Raw genomic sequence first — 16,908 nt, 5'->3', positions numbered from 1 at the left:
GTGAATGAATATGAAATGTCCAAACTGTAGTTCCAAAGATATCGGGAAAATTGGTTCCCACCAGTTTTATTGCTGGGGATGCTTTATTGAATTAACGGTGAACGGTGAGAAAATGTCTGTATATCAGGTGGAAGAAGACGGTACGCTGAGTTCCCTGGATGATCTCTTTTTCGGGGACGAGCTGCCGCAAGACTTCCCTCATCTTCACGCTTCTTCTTAATAAGCAGCATAACTTCCTCTATATGCGGTTTCATGACAATCTCTGTCATGGGATGTTGTCATCCATTGTTGGCAGATGTATATAGATGCAGTTACATAATGGTTCGGAAAAGATATGGTTAATTATATGCTAACCCGGACCGCAAGATGCGCTTCCTTCTCTGATGAAGGAGGCGTTTTTTTGGTTCCGGAAAAAATGTGAGGATTGCTGCTTTCCACTTCTGCGCTGTGTTAATAAATATTACCTTTCCTACATATACTGACTCTCAGAGCCAGTCCAAAAGGAGGGATGCACGTGGAGCAATTAACTAAACACAAGCTGTTCCGTTACGCGATCTGGCTGCTGCTCGGGTTGATTATTCTTTATTTTATATGGCTGCTGCGGCCTTTACTGCTTCACATATATGCTTTCCTGAAAACAGTACTGGCCCCCTTTATCGTAGCCCTTATCATATCCTATGTACTCAATCCGATTGTCAGCATGCTGGGAGGGCGCAAGGTGCCGCGTACGATCGCGGTATTGCTCATATATGCCTTTTTCCTGACCTGTATCGGTGTCATCCTGATGAATGTCATTCCGGTATTGATTGAACAGCTGGAAGAACTCAACGAACATATGCCGGAGCTGTCCATGCGTGCCCAGAGTCTGATGAACAATATGGATCACAAATTAATGCCCCCAAGTATCCGAACAGGCATGAACAGCTGGTTCTTTCAGATGGAGGATCGACTAACTCAGGGAATTGCCGTGCTCATGGACAATATCGGGGCGACCATCAATGTGTTATTCAATGTGTTTATCGTGCCTTTCCTGATCTTTTATATGTTAAAAGATTTTGAGGTATTTGAGCGCACCATTGTGGCGTATCTTCCGCGTTCACGACGTAAATCAATTGTATCAGTGATGAAAGAGATTGATGCTGCGCTGGGAAACTACATACGAGGACAGTTTATTGTCTGTGTCATTGTCGGTATCTTTGCCTACATTGGTTATATCGTCATTGATATGCCGTATGCCCTGCTGCTTGCGAGTATCGTGGCTGTATTTAACATCGTGCCCTATCTTGGGCCATTCCTGGGCGCTGCCCCTGCCGTGGTCATGGCATCGACGGTATCATTTAAAATGGTGCTATTTGTTGTCATTGTGAACACACTGTGCCAAGTTCTGGAGAGCAACGTTATATCTCCTCAGGTAGTGGGACGTACGCTGCATCTGCATCCACTGTCGATTATATTTGCGCTGCTCGTCGGAGGCGAATTGGCAGGCATTGTAGGTCTGATTCTGGCAGTGCCCGTTTTTGCCGTCCTGAAGGTTATCGTGCAGCACTTTTTCGCCTATTACATCAAACGAAGGACCGACTAAATAGTAGTGTTAAAACATCAAGGAGGCCGCGTTGACACCCGCTTGTGCTACCGATATAATGAGTGTGTATGTTTAGAACATGAAATCGATGATGGAATAAAGTACGCCGAGGGTTCCTTTCCTCAGAGAATAGACTTCTTCGGATCAGGGTGAGCCTGAATCGATGGCTGGAAGAGTCTTGAAAGATGAAGCGGCGGAAAGCTAATTTCGGAGTGCAGGACAACCCTGCCGGGAGCGACCGTTATTTCGCATTAACGAGGAGATTGTTTGTTGATCCGGGCAGCAAGGGATGAACAGCAATAACCAGGGTGGTACCGCGATAACATCGTCCCTGATTATTCAGGGGCGTTTTTTGTGTTTATTTTTACAAAAGCAATGTTGACCAACCGGAGCGAATACGCAACGGACTATTATAATTTAATGGGGGCATCCAGTATGAAAGCCAGTGAAATCCGGTCCAAATGGATAGAGTTTTTTGCAAGTAAAGGTCACAAAATCGAGCCGAGCGCATCGCTCGTGCCGCACAACGATCCTTCTCTTCTGTGGATCAATGCGGGTATGGCACCGCTCAAACCATACTTTGACGGACGTGAGAAACCAGAGAACCCGCGTCTTGCGAATTCCCAAAAGTGTATTCGTACCAATGATATCGAAAATGTCGGCAAAACGCGCCGTCACCATACGTTCTTCGAAATGCTCGGCAACTTCTCCATTGGTGATTACTTCAAGGAAGAGACTGTTACATGGGCATGGGAGTTCCTGACCAGCAAAGAGTGGATCGGTTTCGATCCGGAACGCCTATCCGTTACGGTATATCCGGAAGATGAAGAAGCTTTCAAACTGTGGAATGAAAAAGTGGGACTGCCTGCGGAGCGTATCATCAAATTGGATGAGAACTTCTGGGATATCGGTGAAGGCCCATGTGGACCTTGTACGGAGATCTTCTATGACCGCGGCGAAGCTTACGGAAACGACATGAGTGATCCCGAAATGTATCCAGGTGGGGAAAATGAACGTTTTCTGGAAGTGTGGAACCTGGTGTTCTCCCAGTTCAACCATAACAAAGATGGTAGCTACACACCGCTTCCTAACAAAAATATTGATACAGGTGCTGGTTTGGAGCGTTTAGCTTCCATTCTGCAAAATGTGGATTCCAACTTCGACACAGACTTGTTCCAACCGATGATTCAGAGAACAGCCGCTCTTGCGGGTGTGAAATATAACGACAGCGTAGAGATTGATGTTGCACTGAAAGTCATTGCCGATCATATCCGTACCGTTGCTTTTGCAGTGGGTGATGGCGTTCTGCCAAGTAATGAAGGACGTGGATATGTCATCCGTCGTTTACTCCGTCGTGCAGTTCGTTATGGAAAAGTACTTGGACTTGACCGTCCATTCCTGTATGAACTGACAACAACCGTTGGTGAAGTAATGGGCATGTACTACCCTGAAGTAGTAGAAAAGCAAGAGTTCATCGCTAAAGTGATCAAAACCGAGGAAGAGCGCTTCCACGAAACACTCACAGATGGTCTGGCTATTCTGGCTGATATCAGCGGCACTGCCAAATCCGAAGGGCGCACTGTTATTAGCGGACCTGAAGCTTTCAAACTGTATGATACGTACGGTTTCCCGTTTGACCTGACAGAAGATTATGCCGCAGAGCATGGTCTGACTGTGGATCGTGAAGGTTTTGATGCTTCCATGCAAAAACAACGTGAGCTTGGACGTGCTGGGCGTCAAGAGAACGAGAGCATGAAAGTTCAAGGCGGACCACTTGCCGATCTGGAGGTTAAAAGTGAGTTTGTTGGTTATACTGACCTGTTGACGGAAGCAAAAGTGGTAGCCATCGTTGCAGGTGACGCTCTTGTTGACACTGTAGGCGAAGGACAGACATGCCAGGTTGTACTGGACAAGACTCCATTCTACGCAGAAAGTGGCGGTCAAGTAAGTGACCAGGGCTTGCTGCTTGGAGCTGCTGTAACAGCGAAAGTACAAGGTTTGTTCAAAGCTCCGCAGGGACAACACGTTCATCTGGTAACGGTAGAATCCGGTGAATTGCGTGTGGGTGAAGTTATCCGTGCTGAAGTAGATGCAGCCAAGCGTGGCGACATTATCAAAAACCATACAGCTACCCACTTGCTGCACAAAGCACTCAAAGATGTGCTAGGAACTCACGTAAACCAGGCGGGATCGCTCGTTGAGCCACAGCGTCTGCGGTTTGACTTCTCTCACTTCGGCAGCATCACGCCAGAAGAGTTGACAGAGATTGAGCGTCAGGTAAACGAACAGATCTGGAATCGTCTGAACGTGAACATCGAGCTGAAAGCTATTGATGAAGCGAAAGAAATGGGTGCGATGGCCCTGTTTGGTGAAAAATATGGAGATATTGTACGTGTCGTTCAAGTCGGAGACTACAGTTTGGAACTTTGTGGCGGCTGTCACGTAAATAATACTTCAGAGATCGGAATCTTCAAACTGGTGAGCGAGAGCGGAATTGGCTCCGGCGTACGCCGAATCGAAGCTGTAACTGGCCGTGGCGCATATCTGTATGTGGAAAGCCAGTTGGAACTGCTCAAGCAATCAGCATCGTTGCTCAAAGCGAATGTGGGTGATGTACCTAAACGGATTGAAGGTCTGAACCAACAACTGAAAGAAGCAGCCAGAGAGACCGAATCCCTGCAAAGCAAACTCAGTGCCATGGAAGCAGGTCAACTGACCGATCAAGTGGTACAAGCAGGAAATACACAATTGCTGGCAGCACGCGTAGATGCTCCGAACATGGACGCGCTTCGCACGGTGGCAGATGAGTTGAAAATCAAATTGCCTGACGCCGTACTCGTATTGGGTGCCGCAGCCGATGGCAAAGTGAATTTTGTAGTAGCTGTACCTGCTGAACAGGTAAAACAAGGTCTGCATGCAGGCAAAATCGTCAAGGAAGTCGCGGCAGTATGCGGCGGTGGCGGTGGTGGACGTCCAGATATGGCACAAGCCGGTGGTAAGGACGCGACCAAGTTGGATGAAGCGTTGAAACTGGCGGTTTCGTTAGTTAGCCAGTAAAGGACAAGCAAAAAACACAATTGCCTTATCCTTTGTTTACTTGTGGCAGTCAGAATATGTTATTATATAAACAGAAATCAATTCGGCAGGACATGGTCCCCATGTTCATGCAGGAGCGAGGTGTCATCAATGGACTCCATGGATAAGACGGTTAAATTTAATGTGAAAGGTGACGAACAGGAAGCATCATCCAAAGAGATTCTTCTCACGGTTTATGATGCATTGGTCGATAAGGATTATAATCCGATCAACCAGATTGTTGGGTATCTGATTTCCGGAGACCCGGCATACATTCCTCGTCACAACAACGCACGTAGTCTGGTCCGGAAAAAGGAGCGCGATGAGCTGATTGAAGAGCTTGTACGTTCCTATCTGGCCAATCACCGGTAATGTACGCCGCTTCCGCTGTGTTGCAGCTATGCAGGCAGCGGGAAATGAACCGACAGAAGACAGCCTGAAGCTTGAGAAGGCGATTAATCATCGACCTGAGCAGGCTTGAGGATGGGAGAGCATGGATGAAAATATTAGGTTTGGACTATGGGGACCGAAGAATCGGGGTTGCCGCGAGTGACGCCTTCGGTTGGACTGCCCAGGGATTGGAAGTGCTTGAACGCCGCCGTGATGAAGGCGAGTTCGCTCGGATTGCCGATCTTGTGCGTGAGCACGAGATTAGTGAGATCGTAGTCGGACTTCCCAAAAACATGAACGGCACCGTAGGACCGCGCGGTGAGATATGTATTGCTTTTGCCGAACGCCTGCGGGGCGAACTGAATTTACCTGTTCACCTTTGGGATGAACGGCTGACAACCATGGCAGCAGAACGTACGCTGATTGAAGCGGATGTCAGTCGGAAAAAACGCAAGCAGGTTGTGGACAAAATGGCCGCAAGCTTGATTTTGCAAAATTATTTGGATGCCAATAGTAGAAGGTGAGGGGGATCAACAATGGCTGAAGATCAACTGGGTATGGAAGAAGAAGCGGAGATTATTTACATTGCGGATGACGAGGGTAATGAAGAGGAATTCGAAGTCATCATGAAGTTCGAAGTAGATGGTTCGGAGGCCAAGTACATGATGGTTGCTCCGGTTGAACCTGAAGATGGCGAAACGGATGTATATGCATTCCGTTATGAAGAAGAGGGCGACGATATCAAACTTTTCGTCATCCAAGATGATGCCGAATGGGATATCGTCGAGGAGACGTTTAATACATTTCTTGCTGAAGATGAAGAGGAAGCGAACTAAATGATGGAATATAGCCGCAAAGACCTGAAATGGACAGATTCACTGCGTCTGGCATTCGGTGCTCATGTTGAGCTCGAGGAAGAGAACGGTAAATCACAACCGTATGACTTGTTGGCTGAGTTCGAAGTGAACGGTCAGCAGTACGCGGTGCTCCGCAGTTCGTTGCGACCTTATGACGAGGTTGAACTTCTGCGGGTATCACCTGGAAGTGAAGACCAGATCATGCCAGAGTTAGTCACGATCGACGATGATGATGAGTGGGAGAACATCTCGGAACTGTATGATGAATGTACACTCCCCATTGACGAAGATTAATCAGCTTCAAATAGAAGAAACCGGGAGGGCGGAGAAGTCCGCTCTTTTTGGTTGTGTAAAGGAGTTGTTTTTTTTTTGAAAGGGAAAGCAATAGTAGTCATACTGCTTATCATTGTAGTTCTTGCCGGAGGCGCGGGCGGATACGTATGGAGCATGATGCGTCCTGTGGAAGCTTCTACAGAACCGATCGTATTCGAGATTAAGAGCGGATCGGGAACTTCGAAAATCGCGGATCAGCTTCAAGAAGAAGGCCTCATTCGAAGCGGGTTAACGTTTAAAGGGTATTTAAAGTGGAAAAAACTAGGTTCTAATTTCATGGCGGGTACATACTCTATGAATCCTGGCGTGACATATGATGAGATTGTTAGCAAACTGAGCAGTGGCGAAGTTGTACCGGAAGACATGATGAAATTTACAATTCCGGAGGGGTATACTGTTCTGCAAATGGCGGACAAGTTGTCTGCGGAGGGTGTAGTTGATCAGGATGAATTCATTAAGCTGGCCAATGACCCTTCGGCCTTTGATGTAGATATCGTCAAAGATATTCCAGTGGATGAAGAACTTCGCTACGTATTGGAAGGATATCTGTTCCCGGAGACGTATGAGCTGAAAAAGGGAAGTTCCACCCATGATGTGATGCAGCGGATGCTGGAAGAATTCCAGACCAAGATTAATTCCATTCCTGATATGGAAACCAAGCTCCAGGAAAAGAACCTTTCCTTGCATGAGTTGCTGACGATTGCTTCACTGGTAGAGAGAGAAGTTGTAGTGGATGAGGAACGTGCTCTGGTTGCAGGTGTAATCTATAATCGGCTCAATCAGGATATGAAGCTGGAGATTGATGCTACCGTGCAATATCTGCTCGACAAGCCGAAGGCGCGATTGTTTTTCAAGGATCTGAAGGTGCAAAGTCCCTATAATACGTATCTGAACAAAGGCTTGCCACCAGGCCCAATTGCCAGTCCAAGTCTTCCGTCCATTGAGGCAGCGCTAGATCCGGAAGCTTCGGAGTATTTGTTCTATGTGACGAAAAAGGATGGATCGTCCGGACATCTGTTTGCCAAAACGTATAAGGAACACCAGCAAAATATAGCCAAAAGTAAGGCTGCGCAATAAGCGGAGGGGATTATATGAGTAAGAAACATGAACTGCTCGTTACAGCAGCGAATGTGAAAGAGGCAGAAGCGCTGCTTCAGGCTGGAGCAGATGCTTTGGTCATTGGAGATGATCGATTCGGCATGCGTCTTCCAGGCAGCTTCAGCGTGGAAGAGACAGCAGAGGTGGTTGCCATTGCAGCCAAACATCAGGCGCGCGTGTATGTATCCATGACCAATCTGATGTCTAACGATCTGTTGAAAGAATTGCCTGAATATGTTCAGGCTTTGGGCAGAATCGGTGTTGATGGTGTGGAGTTTAATGACCCATCCGTGCTGGCTACCATGAAGGAATACGCGCCACATGTTAAGCTGCACTGGAACGCGGAGATGACTTCAACGAATTATGCGACAGCCAACTATTGGGGAACCAAGGGAGCTAGTCGTGTTGTGCTTGCCCGTGAGCTGAATATGGACGAGTTGACGGAAATGGTTCCTTTTTTGAAGGTGGAAGCTCAGGTTCAGGTGCATGGCATGACGAATATTTATCATTCCAAGCGTAGTTTGGTGCAAAGTTATATGGCCCATCAAGGACGGCCAGTCGAGGGACATCTGGGGAAAGAACGCGGATTGTTCCTGATCGAGGCTGAACGTCGGGATGAGAAATTCCCGATCTATGAGGACATTAACGGCACGCACATTATGAGCTCGGAAGACATATGTATTCTCGAAGATCTTCATCTGTTGATGGAGGCGGGTGTGCACAGTTTCAAAATTGAAGGTATGTTAAAATCGCTTGCCTACAATGAAGCGGTTGTGCGTGCATACCGGGCAGCGATTGACAGTTATGTAGCTGATGCTGATGCATATGCGTTCTCTGAAGAGTGGTTGGATGAAGTGCGGAAATTACAGGACCCTGAACGTGAATTGTCGTTTGGATTTTTCTATAAAGAACAAGTGTACTAATAGACGAGGTGAACAGAATGGAAACAGTGGCGGTACAGCGGAAGTTCTCGGGTAAACGTAACCGTCTGGACAAACCGGAGCTCCTAGCTCCGGCGGGTAATCTGGAAAAACTGAAATTTGCGATCCATTATGGTGCAGATGCCGTATATATCGGTGGACAGGCCTATGGACTGCGTTCCAACGCGGATAACTTTAGCTTTGAAGAGATGCGTGAAGGTGTGGAGTTTGCCAAAAAGTATGGAGCCAAAGTGTTCGTAGCGACGAACATCTATGCACATAATGAGGATGTTGAAGGTATAGAAACGTACCTGCAAAACCTGTACAATGCGGGAATCTCCGCGATTATTGTAGCCGATCCAGCTATTATTGAAGTAGCTCTTCGTGCTGTGCCGGGCCTTGAGGTACATCTGAGTACCCAACAATCCACACTCAACTGGCAAGCCGTGAAGTTCTGGAAAGATGAAGGTCTTCCGCGTGTGGTTCTTGGACGTGAGACCAGCTTCGAAGAGATTGAAGAGATCAAGGCGAATGTGGATATCGAAATTGAAGCCTTTATTCACGGAGCGATGTGTTCATCGTATTCCGGACGTTGTGTGCTCTCCAATCACTTTACGGATCGCGACTCCAACCGGGGAGGCTGTTGCCAGTCTTGTCGCTGGAAGTATGATCTGTTCGAGGATGCGAGAGAAGATACCGTGTGGGTCAGCGAAGAGGACATGCAGATGCAGGCACCTGCGCCATTCAAACTGGGCGAGAACCAGCTTCCCCTGTTCCAGGAACAGGATAATTCATTCTCCATGGGATCTAAGGATCTGTGTATGATTGGTCATATCCCAGAGTTAATTGATGTGGGCGTGGACAGTTTCAAGATCGAAGGTCGCATGAAATCGATTCACTACGTGGCTACCGTGGTTAACGTATATCGTCAAGCCATTGATGCCTATATGGCTGACCCGGAAAATTATGTTCTGAAGCCTGAGTGGGTTGAAGAAATGAACAAAGCGGCAAATCGTCCGCTCAATACCGGGTTTTTCTATGATACACCAGACCATGAAGATCATATCTATGAACCGGAAGAAAAGGCCGTACCTTTTGACTTCGCTGGCTTGGTCATGGGGTATGATGCTGAAACAGGAATGGCAACCATTCAACAGCGCAATCACTTCAAACCAGGACAGGAAATTGAATTTTTCGGTCCGGGAGGTCACTTTTTCAAACAGGTTGTCGGTGAAATACAGGATGAAGAAGGCAATGTTCTCGATGCTGCCCGTCACCCGTTGCAACGGATTAAAATGAAGGTAGATCAACCGGTTTCGTACTTCGATATGATGAGAAAAAAGAAATAGGCTCAAATACCTACATTGTGTCAATATTGTATTATGATTTAACAAAATAGTGTTATAAAATTTACATTTTGGACCTCCGTCTATCGGCATTTGGGGGTCTTTTTTTTATAGAAAAATAGGAATAAAGTTGTAAAATATTTCTGGAATGTGAAAGGTGAAAGAAGAAAGCTGTCGAATACTACATATTTATAGGGGAGAGAAAGAAAAATCCAACAAGTAAATTACTGGCAGGTGAATGGGATTGGTTCAAAAGAAGCAGAAAGACAGTGGGGAGCAAGTGACAAAAGCCGAGCAGGTTAATCCTGAGAAGGTTCAGAAAGTGAAGAAAGAAAAAGTAGGCAAAAGCAAAACGACAGGTAGTGGAAAAAGGTGGTTTAAGATTGACCGCAACAAGCTCAAGCTGGGCTGGATCAAGACTGATTGGGTGAAGAAACAATTGAAAAACCGGGATTGGAAAAACTTTGGGGGGGCTTCTTTCGAACAGATTAAGAAGGCAAATCCGGTTAAATCCGTAGGGGTTAAACTGTTCTTGATCTTCTTTGCGGGAATCATGATTTTTGTAGTGAGTTTGGGTCTATTATCCTATTCGAAAGCCAAGGGTACGATTGAGACCAATGCCTCACGAGCCAATCAGGAGACGATTGATCAGACCAAACAAAAAATGGACATCATTTTGGAGAGATTTGTTGACACATCCACACAGATTTTCTTTGATCCGGAAATGCAGTCCTTGCTACAAAAAATGTCAGATCAAAATCTGACTGCGTATGATACATTCATAAACTCAAGTTCAATCAACAAGCAACTGTCCAATGTTGCATTTACAAATAAATCTATGGAAGCGATTTATTTGGTACCTACGGACGATACAAAGTCCATTATGGGTACAGGTAGCAACAGTTCATCCATGGGCAACATTCGCCAGGAAGCATGGTACAGTGAGTTGATTGAGGCGGGCGGTTATCGTTGGCTTCCAACAGAGGTCAAGGAAGATGGATCAACCCCAACGTTTAAAATTGCACGTTCAATGAAAAACCTGCAGGGAACGACCCAGTCGTATGTTCTGGTTATTGAATTGAAACTGGAAGTTCTGGAGGAACAATTGAAATCGCTTGATCTGGGGCAAGGAGCTATTCTTCAACTGATTGCTCCGGATAATAAAGTGGTTGCATCCTCCATCCCGGATCGTACGGGCCAAGATACAGAGCTTGCATTTGTCAAAGAACTGACTGAACCAGAAGGTAGCACGAATACGGAGTATACGGTGGATGATAAATCTACTGAAATGCTGGCTGTATACAGCACAATGGATACAGCCAATTGGAAACTGGTTGGTATGATACCTACCTCTGTTTTGGTTCAGGATGCAAAAGGTATTCTGACCCTGACACTGTGGATGGCGCTGATTGATGCAGGTATTGCAGTGTTGATCGGGATCTGGATGGTGCGTATGATTGCTCGTCCACTCGGCAAATTGAAAGATCTGATGCAGGAAGGTGCAAAAGGTAATCTTAAAGTTCGTACCCCATATAGCTCCAAAGATGAAATTGGTCAGCTCTCATCGGCATTCAATCTAATGATGGAGCAGATCACGAAGCTGGTTGAACAAACCAATCGTTCGGCGCAGGAAGTATTGGATACGGCCTCCGAACTGAGCAGTGCATCCAAGAAAACAGCCGTATCTGCTTCTGAGATCGCCGTAGCTACAGAAGAGATTGCAGGTGGTGCAGGCAGTCTGGCAACTGAAGCAGAACGTGGTAATGAATTGACTGATAATATCTCTCGTCAGATGGAGAGTGTAATCGCTGCCAATGAACAGATGGGTGATTCTGCTCGTCATGTAGAGAAGTCCAGTCAGACAGGAACACAACATCTGAATCAGTTAATGACCAAAACCCAGAAGACAGAAGAAATGATTGGTGCACTGGTGAATAAGGTTGATTCCCTGAAAGAGAGTACATCTTCTGTTCTGAAAGTGCTTGAAGTGCTGCAAAACATAACCAAACAAACCAATATCCTATCCCTCAATGCGACCATTGAGGCAGCACGTGCCGGTGCAGCCGGACGCGGATTCATGGTAGTGGCTGATGAGGTTCGTCAGCTGGCGGCTCAATCCAGACAATCCATTGAGATGGTTGGAGAGATTACAGACAAAATCATGACCGAAATGAATGAGACTGTGGATGCTTTGTCGGCAGCATACCCGTTATTCAAGGAACAAATGGATGCTGTCAAAGATACCAACGTCATATTCGCTTCCGTACAGGAGCAGATGGGTGCATTTGTGGAACGTCTAGGTATGGTGACGGGGTCAATCGGAGATTTGAACAAATCTCAAAGTACATTGTCCGAAGCCATGAGCAACGTCAGCGCAGTAGCTGAAGAATCTTCTGCAACGTCACAAGAAGTAGCTTCACTGAGCAGTGAACAGCAAAATATCAGTAACCAGCTGGTCAATCTGTCTGGCAAACTGGAGAACGTGTCCACTGAGCTGAAAGAAACATTGTCACGCTTTACGGTGTAACAAGCCAAGGCTGAAATGAGGAGAACCTGTCCCGCACATGGGACAGGTTTTCTTTATGTTTACCGGATAATTCCAAGCCTTATCAGCAATAATATGTCAAAACGACAAAAGGTGAGATTTGGATGCATCTCCTGGCTAAACGGCGTATTTATATAGTTTGTATTCTTCTAACCCTTATCTTTGGGTTGCTTATATTGCGATTGGGATGGGTTCAGATCGTTCAGGTGAATCAGACCATGCCTGGATTTCACCGAACAGTACGTGAAATGTCTGTATTGCAGCGTGAGCGCGGTGTGATGCTTGATCCAGGGCGGGGACAATTTACGGATTACAAAGGCGAGGCATTGACCGGGAAGCTGCAATGGGGATTGATTCTATTTCCGCAAGCAGGTCCATTAGAGAAATTACGCAAGTATGGGGCATTAGAAGGCTCCGAGATGAGACAGTTGGCCGCTATATTACATACGGATCTGGATCAATTGAAGAAGGAGTGGAATCAGGAGAATATACCTCATTTCTGGACAGCAGGTTCACATCAGCCTGTTCATTTGTCCGAGGCTCAGGTGCAGCGCTTACGTGGTCTGCATCTGCAAGGCGCGGGTATATATCCGATGATGACAAGGTACCTTCATGGGTACACGGGAATGCAGTGGCTGGGTTATGTGACAGAACAGCCTGAATCTTTCAAAGGACAACCTGGACATCAGGATGAGGTAAGACAGCCTTTTGCCATGAAGTCAGGGGCAGCTGGCCTGGAGAGAACACTTGAACCCTTGTTGCGAGGAATTGGCCCTACACTTGTGTCACGTATGGTCTCGGGCGGGGGAGAGATTATACCCGAGATTCAGCCGCGCGTCATCGCACCAGCCAACAGCCATTATCCTTTACGTGTGGAAACTACTGTGGATAGCAAGTTACAGCAAGGGTTGGAGCAGCTGACAGAAGAGTCTGGATTACAAGAAGGGGCTGTTGTTGTGCTGGATGTCGCTAACGCAGATGTTCGTGCCATGATATCCCGCCCTTTCTATCAGCCGCAACATGTGGATCCCAAACAATCAGACTGGGGGAATCGTGCAGTACAGGGAGCCGTACCAGGATCCATTTTCAAAATTATCACTGCCGCTGCCGCTTTGGAGTATCATGCGGTTTCTAACGGAGAAGAGTTTCATTGTGGTGGCGAATACGGTAAGTATGGACTGTCCTGCTGGAAGGAGCATGGGCATGGGGACTTGAATCTGGAGCACGGATTCGCCGAGTCTTGCAACATTGTATTTGCAGAAACGGCACGCAGGCTTAGTATGGAGCAACTGGAGCAGACGGCAGATCGTCTGGGACTGGCGCGTCCGATTGGCTGGGAGGGTGAGCAGATGGCAGGAATGCCGGTGCTGCGACACTTTGATCATGAAGATCACGGGCGAGTCAGAACAGAAGCAGTTTCATCTACGGATGAAGGCGCCAAAATACAGACAGCAATCGGTCAGCGAGATGTCCTGGTCACACCTTTACAAGCCGCGAATCTGATCGTGACATTGTTGCATGATGGGAAGGTTAGTGCCCCGCGTCTTGTTGAGCGAATCCGGTATGCCGATGGTGGCACCATGCTGGAGATGCCTTTGCATGATTCGCCTTCAGCAGCAGGACAGATTGCTCCCGCAACGGCACATACACTGCTGTCCTGGATGGATAAGGTAGTCCGTGAGGGCACAGGAAAATCCCTGCAGCGTGCACGATGGCATGTTGCAGGGAAATCGGGTACAGCTCAGGTACAGAAAATTGGGAAGAAACGCAATCACCAATGGTTCATTGGTTATGGACCGATAGAACACCCCAGGTATGCAGTGGCTGTGCTTGTCCAAAACGTATCGCCTGATAGCCATCATCAGGCGACGGCTATCTTCAAGAAGGTCATGGACTACTTGGCTGAGTCTTCGTGATCCTTCCCAGGAACAGGAGGTTGTACCGTCGATTCGGCAGAATGTGCTGAGGCTGTGCTAACCGGTGAGTCCATGACCAATGGAGAAGACTCAAATTCATCTTTTGGCAAGTGAATCCACTTTTGCAGGTATCCTTGTTGTAACAGTTCTTTCAGAAGAATCAGGAGCACCGGGGATAACACAACACCGGCGAGGCCAAAGATCGAAAGGGAAATCAGCATAAACGAAAGCATCAAATATGCCGAAGATACACCGATCGAGTTCCCCGATATTTTCGGTTCCAACAATTGTCGTGTCAGCATCGTCACTACGAGAATGACGATCAGGCCGATGGCCAGGCTGCTATTGCCTACAATGAACAAGTAGACGATCCATGGAATGAATACAACAGGAACGCCAAGCAACGGTACCAGATCGAAGACTGCGCAGATGGCTGCAATTGTAAATGCGTTAGAAGTTCCCAAAATCAACAAACCTGCATAAATCAATATGAACGTAATGAGCATCATGATCATCTGTGCCTTCAGATACGAGCGGATCGTCTTGAACACGTGATTACGCATGAATTCGATAGCTAACTTCAATGTTTTTGGCGTTTTTGCACGCGCAAACTTGCGCCAGGATTCGATCTCGATACTTAGAAAGAATGCCAGAATTATCGCAATTCCGAAGTTCGTAATAAACGAAGAGAATGAACTGAGGAAGCCGACGACGAACTGTGCTCCGCTAGTTACCCATTTGGACAGGAAGCCGGTTAGCGTTGCAAAATATTCGTTCGCTTTTTCCATAATCCCATCAGGGAGAGCATCTGACTTGTCTTGAATGAACAGCACCAGATTGGTGAATTCACGCTGTATCATTTCAATGTACACGGGGAAATTATCTTGAAGATTGGAAATTTGTGAAATGATAATCAAGCCTACCCCAAAAAATGCAGCGACAATCAGTGCAAGAAACAAAAAGACGGAGATGGCCGCTCCAAGCGTCTTGGGTAATCCTTTGCGATGTAAAAATTTGGCCAGTGGTTCGATCATCCAATATACGATGAATGAGAGAAAAACTGGCGCAGCCAATTGATATAATTGACTGAAACTGTACATTATCACATACACGGTTAATACGAGTAACGCGATATCGAAGACGGTGCGCCCGTATTTTTTGTAAAGCGGCAGCATGGACATGGCTCCTTTGCAGGCAATCATTAGAATGTATTTATTGTACACGATAGCTAACTTTTTGGGAAAACAGGATTCAAGAAAAGTCTGAATTATGATAAAATTAAAGGCGGTTTATTTTAGATAGTGTCATTGTGCACCGTAATTCAGCATGAAAAGTGGGGAGCTTGCAACATGACAACGATACTTCATAGTATTCTACTGTGGTTATTGTATCTTTCATTTTTTTACGCCTTTATTCCGAGTTTGATTAGCAGGCTTTTCGGTTTTCGTGTGTTCAGACGGGGGAGAAGTGATACACAGTTTGCCTTAACCTTTGACGATGGGCCTGATCCGTACTATACGCCGCGACTACTTGATCTGCTCCGTCAGCATCGAGCGAAAGCAACATTCTTCGTCGTTGGGGAACATGCGGCGAGTCATCCGGAACTCATTCAGCGGATACATGAGGAAGGTCATCTTATTGGCATTCATAATTATATTCACAAAACGAACTGGCTCATGCGGCCGCGTACTGTTCGTAACCAGATTCAGCGAACAGGTCAGATTATCCAGGAAGTAACCGGAGTGAAGACTTGTTATTATCGTCCACCTTGGGGGATTATGAACCTGTTTGATTTTTTCAGTAAGAAAGAACGAAAGATTGTACTGTGGTCTTCCATGTTTGAGGACTGGAGAAGCCGAGTGGGTGCCCAAAGATTGACTGAACGGATGCTGAAGGAACTAAGAGGCGGCGAGGTCATGCTGCTGCATGATCGAGGAACAACCCTAGGTGCTGATGCACATGCGCCGGAGCAGATGCTTCAGGCGCTGGAAGTCGTCTTGCAGGAAGCCCAACGGTTAGGTCTGCAAAGTGTACGCGTCGATACGTTGATGGGAGGTGTTACAGTGAACGAAGCTCAGAACAAGAATAAACCACAGACACCGTTGAAGCTATGGAAGCGAATCGTTGTTGCCTTGTGGCTGGGTTGGGAGAAGTTGTTCCACTGGGTATTCCATCTACGGACGGCTTCGCCAGAAGATCCGATGCTGCACTTCCGATCTCGTGTATATCACGGAGCGCGAGTGGAGATGAATGACGGCCATGTCATTCAAAACGGAGATCAGGTAATTGAACTACATTTTGATAATCGGAAATTATTCGAACTTGGAGTGACATCACGCTCCAATATGCACTTGGCTATTCGCATGATCCGTACCATGGAACAGCAATTGCCGGATCTGGCGCGCATGGTTGCTTTCGAACCTGATTTACGTTCTGCCAAGGCCATATACGGTGTGAGTATGATTAACAGAGGGTCAGAAAAATTTGGCTTTACCATACAAGATCTACCCCCTGGACCGTTCAGTACTGCATCCAAAGTGTATCTGAAGCTGCTGTTAAGTGTGATCCATCCGGCAGGAACCAAACGTTTGAAACAGCGCACAGAACAATTGGTACCCAAGATGATTGCCATGCCGGTGGAGATGCTGTTGGAACGTTATGGTCAGCATATGACGATGGTGGCAGCAACGGCAGAAGAGTCCATAGAAGGTGCACTTGTGATCGAAAAAGAAGTACTTCCAGAGCAGAACTAATAAAAGAAAAGGGTTGCCCTTCGCCAAATCTGGCAGAGGAGCAACCCTTTATTTATTAGTCTGTATCCTTTACCTCAAGTAAAGGATAGCTTG

At 46.8% G+C, this 16,908-nt stretch carries 14 protein-coding genes; 13 read left to right on the top strand and 1 reads right to left on the bottom strand.

Annotated elements, in window-relative coordinates; all coding sequences use genetic code 11:
* Nucleotides 1-10: 10 nt before the first annotated feature.
* The 12 genes from M1D71_RS22655 to M1D71_RS22600 all read left to right on the top strand — a co-directional run bounded on the left by M1D71_RS22655 (nucleotide 11) and on the right by M1D71_RS22600 (nucleotide 14,062).
* Nucleotides 11-220: a hypothetical protein gene (locus tag M1D71_RS22655; RefSeq protein ID WP_017686815.1), complete on the top strand. Its 210-nt coding sequence runs from the start codon at nucleotides 11-13 to the stop codon at nucleotides 218-220.
* Between the two features lie 294 nt (nucleotides 221-514).
* Nucleotides 515-1,582: an AI-2E family transporter gene (locus M1D71_RS22650; protein ID WP_458123784.1), complete on the top strand. Its 1,068-nt coding sequence runs from the start codon at nucleotides 515-517 to the stop codon at nucleotides 1,580-1,582.
* 435 nt (nucleotides 1,583-2,017) lie between these two features.
* Nucleotides 2,018-4,639 carry an alanine--tRNA ligase gene (alaS, locus tag M1D71_RS22645; protein ID WP_458123783.1) on the top strand — a complete coding sequence of 874 codons (2,622 nt, stop codon included), beginning with the start codon at nucleotides 2,018-2,020 and terminating at the stop codon, nucleotides 4,637-4,639.
* Between the two features lie 129 nt (nucleotides 4,640-4,768).
* The gene (locus tag M1D71_RS22640; protein ID WP_017686818.1) at nucleotides 4,769-5,029 is read left to right on the top strand and encodes an IreB family regulatory phosphoprotein; all 261 of its coding nucleotides are present in this window, start codon (nucleotides 4,769-4,771) and stop codon (nucleotides 5,027-5,029) included.
* Between the two features lie 125 nt (nucleotides 5,030-5,154).
* Nucleotides 5,155-5,571 carry a Holliday junction resolvase RuvX gene (gene ruvX / locus M1D71_RS22635; protein ID WP_145323974.1) on the top strand — a complete coding sequence of 139 codons (417 nt, stop codon included), beginning with the start codon at nucleotides 5,155-5,157 and terminating at the stop codon, nucleotides 5,569-5,571.
* 12 nt (nucleotides 5,572-5,583) lie between these two features.
* The gene (locus M1D71_RS22630; protein WP_017686820.1) at nucleotides 5,584-5,883 is read left to right on the top strand and encodes a DUF1292 domain-containing protein; all 300 of its coding nucleotides are present in this window, start codon (nucleotides 5,584-5,586) and stop codon (nucleotides 5,881-5,883) included.
* A complete protein-coding gene (locus M1D71_RS22625) occupies nucleotides 5,884-6,198 on the top strand; it encodes a DUF1292 domain-containing protein (RefSeq protein WP_458123782.1) in 315 nt (104 codons plus the stop codon).
* A 75-nt stretch (nucleotides 6,199-6,273) separates the two neighbouring features.
* Nucleotides 6,274-7,314 (top strand): endolytic transglycosylase MltG, encoded by a 1,041-nt coding sequence (gene mltG / locus M1D71_RS22620; RefSeq protein WP_458123781.1) that lies wholly within the window; start codon nucleotides 6,274-6,276, stop codon nucleotides 7,312-7,314.
* Nucleotides 7,315-7,328: 14 nt separating this feature from the next.
* Nucleotides 7,329-8,258 (top strand): peptidase U32 family protein, encoded by a 930-nt coding sequence (locus tag M1D71_RS22615; RefSeq protein WP_458123780.1) that lies wholly within the window; start codon nucleotides 7,329-7,331, stop codon nucleotides 8,256-8,258.
* 17 nt (nucleotides 8,259-8,275) lie between these two features.
* The gene (locus tag M1D71_RS22610; RefSeq protein ID WP_458123779.1) at nucleotides 8,276-9,604 is read left to right on the top strand and encodes a peptidase U32 family protein; all 1,329 of its coding nucleotides are present in this window, start codon (nucleotides 8,276-8,278) and stop codon (nucleotides 9,602-9,604) included.
* A gap of 235 nt (nucleotides 9,605-9,839) precedes the next feature.
* On the top strand, nucleotides 9,840-12,128 hold the full coding sequence (locus M1D71_RS22605) for a methyl-accepting chemotaxis protein (protein WP_458123778.1): 2,289 nt from the start codon (nucleotides 9,840-9,842) through the stop codon (nucleotides 12,126-12,128).
* Between the two features lie 236 nt (nucleotides 12,129-12,364).
* Nucleotides 12,365-14,062 (top strand): peptidoglycan D,D-transpeptidase FtsI family protein, encoded by a 1,698-nt coding sequence (locus tag M1D71_RS22600; RefSeq protein ID WP_458123777.1) that lies wholly within the window; start codon nucleotides 12,365-12,367, stop codon nucleotides 14,060-14,062.
* Here the strand turns inward: M1D71_RS22600 and M1D71_RS22595 are convergent.
* Nucleotides 14,041-15,237 (bottom strand): AI-2E family transporter, encoded by a 1,197-nt coding sequence (locus M1D71_RS22595; protein ID WP_458123776.1) that lies wholly within the window; start codon nucleotides 15,235-15,237, stop codon nucleotides 14,041-14,043. The genes M1D71_RS22600 and M1D71_RS22595 overlap by 22 nt on opposite strands.
* Before the next feature lie 174 nt (nucleotides 15,238-15,411).
* Here M1D71_RS22595 and M1D71_RS22590 point away from each other — a divergent pair, with 174 nt between their 5' ends.
* Nucleotides 15,412-16,815 carry a polysaccharide deacetylase family protein gene (locus M1D71_RS22590; RefSeq protein ID WP_458123775.1) on the top strand — a complete coding sequence of 468 codons (1,404 nt, stop codon included), beginning with the start codon at nucleotides 15,412-15,414 and terminating at the stop codon, nucleotides 16,813-16,815.
* Nucleotides 16,816-16,908 lie beyond the last annotated feature (93 nt).

This window comes from Paenibacillus sp. Z3-2 (genome assembly GCF_054161325.1).
Note: the sequence above shows the minus strand (reverse complement) of the source record. Positions and strands in the feature narration are given on the sequence as shown.

Excerpts from the sequence above, each read along its gene's own strand:
- M1D71_RS22655 (WP_017686815.1), top strand. The coding sequence starts at position 11 with ATGAAATGTCCAAACTGTAGTTCCAAAGATATCGGGAAAATTGGTTCC.
- alaS (WP_458123783.1), top strand. The coding sequence starts at position 2,018 with ATGAAAGCCAGTGAAATCCGGTCCAAATGGATAGAGTTTTTTGCAAGT.
- M1D71_RS22640 (WP_017686818.1), top strand. The coding sequence starts at position 4,769 with ATGGACTCCATGGATAAGACGGTTAAATTTAATGTGAAAGGTGACGAA.
- ruvX (WP_145323974.1), top strand. The coding sequence starts at position 5,155 with ATGAAAATATTAGGTTTGGACTATGGGGACCGAAGAATCGGGGTTGCC.
- M1D71_RS22630 (WP_017686820.1), top strand. The coding sequence starts at position 5,584 with ATGGCTGAAGATCAACTGGGTATGGAAGAAGAAGCGGAGATTATTTAC.
- M1D71_RS22625 (WP_458123782.1), top strand. The coding sequence starts at position 5,884 with ATGATGGAATATAGCCGCAAAGACCTGAAATGGACAGATTCACTGCGT.
- M1D71_RS22615 (WP_458123780.1), top strand. The coding sequence starts at position 7,329 with ATGAGTAAGAAACATGAACTGCTCGTTACAGCAGCGAATGTGAAAGAG.
- M1D71_RS22610 (WP_458123779.1), top strand. The coding sequence starts at position 8,276 with ATGGAAACAGTGGCGGTACAGCGGAAGTTCTCGGGTAAACGTAACCGT.
- M1D71_RS22605 (WP_458123778.1), top strand. The coding sequence starts at position 9,840 with ATGGGATTGGTTCAAAAGAAGCAGAAAGACAGTGGGGAGCAAGTGACA.
- M1D71_RS22600 (WP_458123777.1), top strand. The coding sequence starts at position 12,365 with ATGCCTGGATTTCACCGAACAGTACGTGAAATGTCTGTATTGCAGCGT.
- M1D71_RS22595 (WP_458123776.1), bottom strand. The coding sequence starts at position 15,237 with ATGCTGCCGCTTTACAAAAAATACGGGCGCACCGTCTTCGATATCGCG.
- M1D71_RS22590 (WP_458123775.1), top strand. The coding sequence starts at position 15,412 with ATGACAACGATACTTCATAGTATTCTACTGTGGTTATTGTATCTTTCA.